Below are 7742 nucleotides of genomic sequence, written 5' to 3' on the forward strand. Positions count from 1 at the left end.
TTAGATCAAAGTGAATTTTCTTAATAATTCTTAATAAAATTATATGTATTTTAATAATTTTTACTTTATATAATTAAGAAAACAAAACAAATAGGGGGAATAGGAAGTGAACTGGCTTGCAGAAAAAACAATAAAGCACAAGGGTGTAATAATTATAGCCTTTACGTTAATGGTAGTATTTAGTATATTTGCAGCACCTAACGTAAGCATAAACTACCAAATGGCAGATTATTTACCAGAGGACTCAAAATCAACAGTATCATTAAACTTAATGAACAAAGAATTTGATAAAAGTCCTCCAAATGTAAGGATAATGCTAGAGGATGTAAGTATAGCTGAGGCTTTAAACTATAAAGAAAAAATATCAAAAGTTAATGGAGTAAAGGAAATAAACTGGCTAGATGATAGTGTTAATATACAACAGCCATTAGATGTGATAGATACAGATACTCTAAATTCTTGGTATAAAGACAACAATGCTTTATTTACAGCATTAGTAGATAAAGGTGATACTTTAAAACAAACTATTGAAGATATAAAAGAAATAGTAGGGGATAAAGGTATAGTTGCTGGAGATGCAGTAACAGAAAACTATGCAAAAACATCAACAAGTGAAGAAATTCAAAAGATTATGTTATTTATTATACCAGTAATAGTATTAATTCTTATGATAAGTACTAGTTCTTGGTTTGAACCATTTTTATTTTTATTTACTGTAGGTATATCAATACTAATAAATACAGGAACAAACATATTCTTAGGTGAGATTTCATTTATAACAAATGCAACAGCTGCAATTTTACAACTAGCAGTATCTATGGACTATGCAATATTTTTACTTCATAGATTTGCAGAATTTAGAGATGAAGGCCTAGATGTAAAAGAAGCTATGGTTAATGCTATGAAAAAGTCTTATACATCTATATTATCAAGCGGACTTACAACTATACTTGGATTCTTAGCTCTTACACTTATGAGATTTAAGATAGGTCCAGATTTAGGTACAGTACTTGCAAAGGGGATAGTGTTTAGTCTTTTATCTGTAATGTTTTTACTTCCAGTTTTAACAATATATACTTACAAAATAATAGATAAAACACATCATAGAAGTTTTATGCCTAGTTTTGATAAGTTTAGTAAAGTTGCATTAAAATTAGGTCCAATAGTTGTAATAATAGTAGCTATTTTAGTTTATCCAGCTTATTTAGCTCAAGGTAAAAATAATTTTACATATGGTGCATCCTCTATGGCAAGTAGTGAAAAAACACAAATAGGTAGAGATACTAAAAAAATAGATGATACCTTTGGTAAAAGTAATCCGGTTGTATTTATAGTACCATCAGATGATCCAGTAGATGAAAAAGAAGTTGGAGAAGAAATTAATAATATTGAAGGGGTAACTAGTATTATATCTTACTCAATGAATGTTGGAAATGAAATACCTAAAGATTATGTACCTAAAGATCAAATATCAGATTTAGTTAGTGGTGATTATAGTAGGATGATAGTAACACTTTCTGCAGATGAGGAAAGTGATATTGCTTTTAATGCAGTAAAAGAAATGAGTGAATTAGGTAAAAAATACTTTGGTGATGATTATTATATAGCTGGAGGTAGTCCAAGTGCTTATGATATTAAGGAAACTGTAACTAGCGACAATGTAATTACAACTTTAGGAGCAATTATAGCAATAGGAGTTGTAATAATGCTTACTTATCGTTCTTTATCAATACCAATAATATTATTAATAGCTATTGAAGCTTCAATATGGATAAATCTTTCTTATTCATATTTTAATGGTATAAGTATAGCTTACATTGGATTTATGGTAATAAGTGCTGTTCAGCTAGGAGCAACAGTTGACTATGCAATATTATTTGCAAATGGATACTTAGAAAATAGAAAAGAATACAATAAGCACGATTCAGCAATTAATACATTAAAAACCTCTACAGGTGCAATACTTACTTCTGGTACTATTTTGGCTTTAGCTGGATTTACTTTAGGTAAAATATCTACAAATGAAGTAATAGCACAACTTGGAATACTAATAGGTAGAGGAGCAATACTTTCAATGATATCAGTATTATTCTTCTTGCCAACAGTTTTAATTATATGTGATAAATTAATTGAAAAAACAACTATGAAAACACATTTTTATAAGGAGGGAGAAAAAAATGAACAATTATGTAAAAACTAAAAAAGTAAAAAAAGCAAGTACTTTTGTACTTACTACATCTATATTAATGAGTAATGTATATCCTGCATTTGCAGATACAAATACATCTAAAGATGAGGTTGTATACGTTAAGTTAAATAATAATGGAAATGTAGACAATGTATATGTTGTAAATAGTTTTGATGTAAAAAATGGTGAAAAAATAGTAGATTACGGNATAGAAGTTTTATGCCTAGTTTTGATAAGTTTAGTAAAGTTGCATTAAAATTAGGTCCAATAGTTGTAATAATAGTAGCTATTTTAGTTTATCCAGCTTATTTAGCTCAAGGTAAAAATAATTTTACATATGGTGCATCCTCTATGGCAAGTAGTGAAAAAACACAAATAGGTAGAGATACTAAAAAAATAGATGATACCTTTGGTAAAAGTAATCCGGTTGTATTTATAGTACCATCAGATGATCCAGTAGATGAAAAAGAAGTTGGAGAAGAAATTAATAATATTGAAGGGGTAACTAGTATTATATCTTACTCAATGAATGTTGGAAATGAAATACCTAAAGATTATGTACCTAAAGATCAAATATCAGATTTAGTTAGTGGTGATTATAGTAGGATGATAGTAACACTTTCTGCAGATGAGGAAAGTGATATTGCTTTTAATGCAGTAAAAGAAATGAGTGAATTAGGTAAAAAATACTTTGGTGATGATTATTATATAGCTGGAGGTAGTCCAAGTGCTTATGATATTAAGGAAACTGTAACTAGCGACAATGTAATTACAACTTTAGGAGCAATTATAGCAATAGGAGTTGTAATAATGCTTACTTATCGTTCTTTATCAATACCAATAATATTATTAATAGCTATTGAAGCTTCAATATGGATAAATCTTTCTTATTCATATTTTAATGGTATAAGTATAGCTTACATTGGATTTATGGTAATAAGTGCTGTTCAGCTAGGAGCAACAGTTGACTATGCAATATTATTTGCAAATGGATACTTAGAAAATAGAAAAGAATACAATAAGCACGATTCAGCAATTAATACATTAAAAACCTCTACAGGTGCAATACTTACTTCTGGTACTATTTTGGCTTTAGCTGGATTTACTTTAGGTAAAATATCTACAAATGAAGTAATAGCACAACTTGGAATACTAATAGGTAGAGGAGCAATACTTTCAATGATATCAGTATTATTCTTCTTGCCAACAGTTTTAATTATATGTGATAAATTAATTGAAAAAACAACTATGAAAACACATTTTTATAAGGAGGGAGAAAAAAATGAACAATTATGTAAAAACTAAAAAAGTAAAAAAAGCAAGTACTTTTGTACTTACTACATCTATATTAATGAGTAATGTATATCCTGCATTTGCAGATACAAATACATCTAAAGATGAGGTTGTATACGTTAAGTTAAATAATAATGGAAATGTAGACAATGTATATGTTGTAAATAGTTTTGATGTAAAAAATGGTGAAAAAATAGTAGATTACGGAAGATATTCTAATGTATTAAATCTTTCTACAAGTGATAAATTAAACTATTCAAGTGGTGTAGTTGATGTTAATGTAAGTGATACAAATAAAAAGTTTTATTATCAAGGTGATATGAAAAATTGTGAAATACCTTGGGATATAAATATAAGATATACTCTTGATGGTAAAAGTATATCTTCAGAGGAATTAGCAGGTAAAAGTGGAAATTTAGAAATAAGTTTTGATATAAAGAAAAATGATACTGTAGATGAAGTTTTCTTTAATAACTATGCATTACAAATATCTTTAACTTTAGATGGAGATAAATGTAGTGATATTATAGCTGATGGAGGAACTATTGCTAGTGTAGGAAATAATAAGACTATTACCTATATAAAGTTAGCAGGGGAAGAAGCAAGCTACACTATAAACTCAAATGTTGAGAACTTTGAAATGGACTCAATATCTTTTAATGGATTAAATATGGATATGAATGTAGATGTAAATGTTGATGATATGACTAGTTCATTTGATACTTTAGTTGATGCAATAGATAAATTAAATGATGGAGCTTCAGAGCTAAAAAGTGGTGTAGATACTTATAAAAATGGAGTAAGTACACTTTATACTGGTAGTTCAAAATTGCTAGAAGGAGTTAGTAGCTATAAGAGTGGAGTAAATACACTTTATACTGGTAGTTCAAAATTACAAGAAGGAGTTAGTAGCTATAAGAGTGGAGTAAATAGTTTAGATAAAGGAATAAATAGTCTACAAAGTGGATTAAATGGATATAAAGATGGAGTTAATTCTCTTTATAGTAATAGCCAAAAACTATTAGAAGGGGCTAAAAGTTTAAATAGTGGTGTGAAAGCTTTAGAATATGGAGTTAGTTCTTTAAATCAAGGAGTTAATAATTTAGAATCAGGTTTAAATACCTTAGCTTATGGATCATCTAGTTACAAACAAAATGTAAATAGCTATGCACAATCAGTGAATCAAGTTGTATCAGCTTTAAAATCAAGTTTAACACCAGAGCAAATAGAAGCTTTAAATTTAGATGCTCTTGTATCAGGTGCACAAGGTTTAGCATCAGCATATGAAAATATAGATTTAGGTATAAATAACTCTAAAGTTGGTGCTAGTTCAATAAGTGATGGTGCAGGAAGTTTAGCAAACAATATAGGAACTTTATCTCAAGGATCAAATAATCTTTACAGTGGTATTGAAGCACTTAGTAGTGGAAGTAATGCCCTGTTAAGTGGAATAAATGAAATAGAAGGTGGAGCATCAAGTTTAAAAAGTGGAAGTAGTGCATTAGTAAGTGGAATAAATGAAATAGAAGGTGGAGCATCAAGCTTAAAAAGTGGAAGCAGTGCATTAGTAAGTGGAATAAATGAAATAGAGGGTGGAGCATCAAGTTTAAAAAATGGAAGTAGCACATTAGTAAGTGGAATTGATAGTATAGGAGAAGGTGTATCAGCTTTAAGTAAAGGAACTAATGAGCTTAATAGTAAAACATCAAATTTACCAGATGAGATAGATGATAAAATAGATGAAATGGTATCAAAATACTCTAATAGTGATTTTAATCCAGTATCTTTTGCAAGTGAAGAAAATACTAATGTAGAATCGGTACAATTTGCTATAAGAGCTGATGCAATAAAAGTAAAAGATGAAGAAAAGGTTGAAGAAGAAAAAGTAGAAGAAAAAAATATGTGGCAACTATTTACAGATTTATTTAAAAAAGGTAAATAGTGGAAATTAACTTTGCTAATAATTTACAAAACATGATAAAATATATAAGTAAAATGAAATAAAAGGGCATATCTTAAGTTATTACTTAAGGTAAGCCCTTAAGTAATATAGGGGAGAATTGATATGTCTAAAATATTAATTGTTGATGATGATAGAGAAATAGCATCACTTATAGGTGATAGTTTATATGATGAAGGTTATGAAACTTTATTAGCCTATGATGGAGAGGTTGCACTAGAAAAAGTATCTAACAATTTAGATTTAGAAATGATTATACTTGATATTATGATGCCTAAAGTAGACGGATTAGAAGTATGTAGAAAAATAAGAGAAAAAGTAAGTTGTCCAATAATATTTGTAAGTGCAAAAAGTAGGACATTAGATACTGTATTAGGATTAGAAATAGGAGCAGATGATTATATAACTAAACCTTTTATAGTAGATGAATTAGTTGCAAGGGTAAAGGCTCATCTAAGAAGAGAAAAAAGAAGAAATAGTATAGGAAATAATATAATCAAAATTGGTGAAATAGAAATACATAAAGATAGCTATGAAGTATACCTTAATAAAGAATTAATAGATTTATCAACTAGAGAATTTCAATTATTTTTATACTTATGTGAAAATGCAGGACAAGTATTATCTAGAGAACAAATATTTAATTCTGTATGGGGAAGTGATTTTGGTGATATAGGTACTGTAGCAGTAAATATAAAAAGTTTAAGAGATAAAATTGATAAGGAAAATAAATACATAAAAACTATATGGGGTGTAGGGTACAAACTTATAAAGCCTATAGGAGAGGTTATATGAACTTAAAAAAGAAGCTTAGTATTATTGTTTTATTATGCTTTACTTTAAATATGCTACTTTTATTTGGTTATTATGAGTTAGTTTTATACGATAAAATAGAAGAAAGTCTTAATACTATGCAGATAGAATTAAGAAATGATGTAAATTATATATCATCACAAATAAAAAGATTACAAGGCACGGATAATATTAAAGATTGGATAAATAACATTGATAATATTGATAGCATTAATATAAGCATAGAAAGAGGCGATAATACTTTATTATATGAGCATAAAACATATGAAAAATCATTACTAAATGTAACATTTACAGATTTAATTAATATTAAAGATAATGTATATATGATAAAGGTTGAGAGACCTCTTCAAATAAGTAAGATTAGAAATATTCCATTTATTAAAGATATAGTAGTAGCAGAAGTTGTTATAGGAGTATTTATTTTAATTTTTATACTAATTATTATTTATTATAAAATAGTAAATCCAATAATGTATTTACAAAAGGATATAGAAAACTATAAGTTTGGCATAAAGCCAATAAAAACTAATAGATGTGATGAAATAGGATGGTTAAAAAATAATTTTGTAGAGCTTACGGAAAAACTAGATGAAGAAAAGAAAAATCAAAATAGAATAATAGCTTCTATTTCACATGATATAAAAACACCACTTACATCTATTATGGGATATTCAGAGATGATAAAAAATAAAAATATACTTCAAGAAAGAAAAAATAGATATATGGAAATAATCTACTCTAAATCTCAAAATATTAAAGAGTTAATAGATGAATTTGATATTTATTTAGGATCTAATTTAGAAAGTAGTATAAAAAAGAAACCTATATCAGTAAAAGAATTATCAAAAATTATTGACGAAGAGTATAGGGATGAATTAACACAATTATGCATAGAATTTGATATAAAATCTAATTGTGATGAATCTATATTAAATATAGATATGTCAAAAATGAGAAGAGTCTTTGGAAACATTATTGGAAACAGTATAAAAAATATGAAAAAAGATTACAAGAAAATTGAAATTAACTTTAATAATGATAAAGAAAATATTTTGATTTCTATAGCAGATAATGGATGTGGAGTGGATGATGATAAGATAGATAAAATTTTTGAAGCACTTTATACATCTGATAAAAGTAGAAATGTAGCAGGATTAGGGTTGTCAATTTGTAAGAGTATAGTAGAATGTCATGGTGGAAAGATATATGCAAAAAATAATTCTTATGGTGGTCTTACTATAATGATAGTTTTAAAGCGTAATAATTAATTTAATTATTTTAATACTAAAATACCATTGGGTAGTGAATCACTACCTAAGGGTATTTTTTATGTACAAGGAAACTATATTAATTTTAATAGGGACTGTAGGTAGTTTTGTGTAAATACAAACTTACCTACAGTCTTTTTTGAATGTAAAATTGGTAAGTTTGGAATAATATTCATATTAAACTTTTGGAGGTAAAGAAATGAAAGATCAAAGAGAA

General features: G+C 27.3%; 5 protein-coding genes. All 5 read left to right on the forward strand.

Annotated features, from left to right (window positions below):
* Positions 1–106 precede the first annotated feature (106 nt).
* The 5 genes from BN7997_RS07865 to BN7997_RS07890 all read left to right on the forward strand — a co-directional run bounded on the left by BN7997_RS07865 (position 107) and on the right by BN7997_RS07890 (position 7525).
* Entirely contained in the window at positions 107–2200 is a 2094-nt protein-coding gene (locus tag BN7997_RS07865) for an efflux RND transporter permease subunit (RefSeq protein ID WP_071120272.1), read from the forward strand.
* A 207-nt stretch (positions 2201–2407) separates the two neighbouring features.
* Positions 2408–3493, forward strand: coding sequence for an MMPL family transporter (locus tag BN7997_RS07875; RefSeq protein ID WP_071120274.1), 1086 nt, complete (start codon positions 2408–2410; stop codon positions 3491–3493).
* On the forward strand, positions 3471–5423 hold the full coding sequence (locus BN7997_RS07880) for a hypothetical protein (protein ID WP_071120275.1): 1953 nt from the start codon (positions 3471–3473) through the stop codon (positions 5421–5423). Before BN7997_RS07875 ends, BN7997_RS07880 begins: the two co-directional genes overlap by 23 nt.
* A gap of 123 nt (positions 5424–5546) precedes the next feature.
* Positions 5547–6236 (forward strand): response regulator transcription factor, encoded by a 690-nt coding sequence (locus BN7997_RS07885; protein ID WP_071120276.1) that lies wholly within the window; start codon positions 5547–5549, stop codon positions 6234–6236.
* Positions 6233–7525, forward strand: a complete 1293-nt coding sequence (locus BN7997_RS07890; protein ID WP_071120277.1) for a sensor histidine kinase — start codon at positions 6233–6235, stop codon at positions 7523–7525. Before BN7997_RS07885 ends, BN7997_RS07890 begins: the two co-directional genes overlap by 4 nt.
* Positions 7526–7742: the final 217 nt, after the last annotated feature.

This window comes from Romboutsia timonensis (assembly GCF_900106845.1).
Taxonomy (GTDB): domain Bacteria; phylum Bacillota; class Clostridia; order Peptostreptococcales; family Peptostreptococcaceae; genus Romboutsia; species Romboutsia timonensis.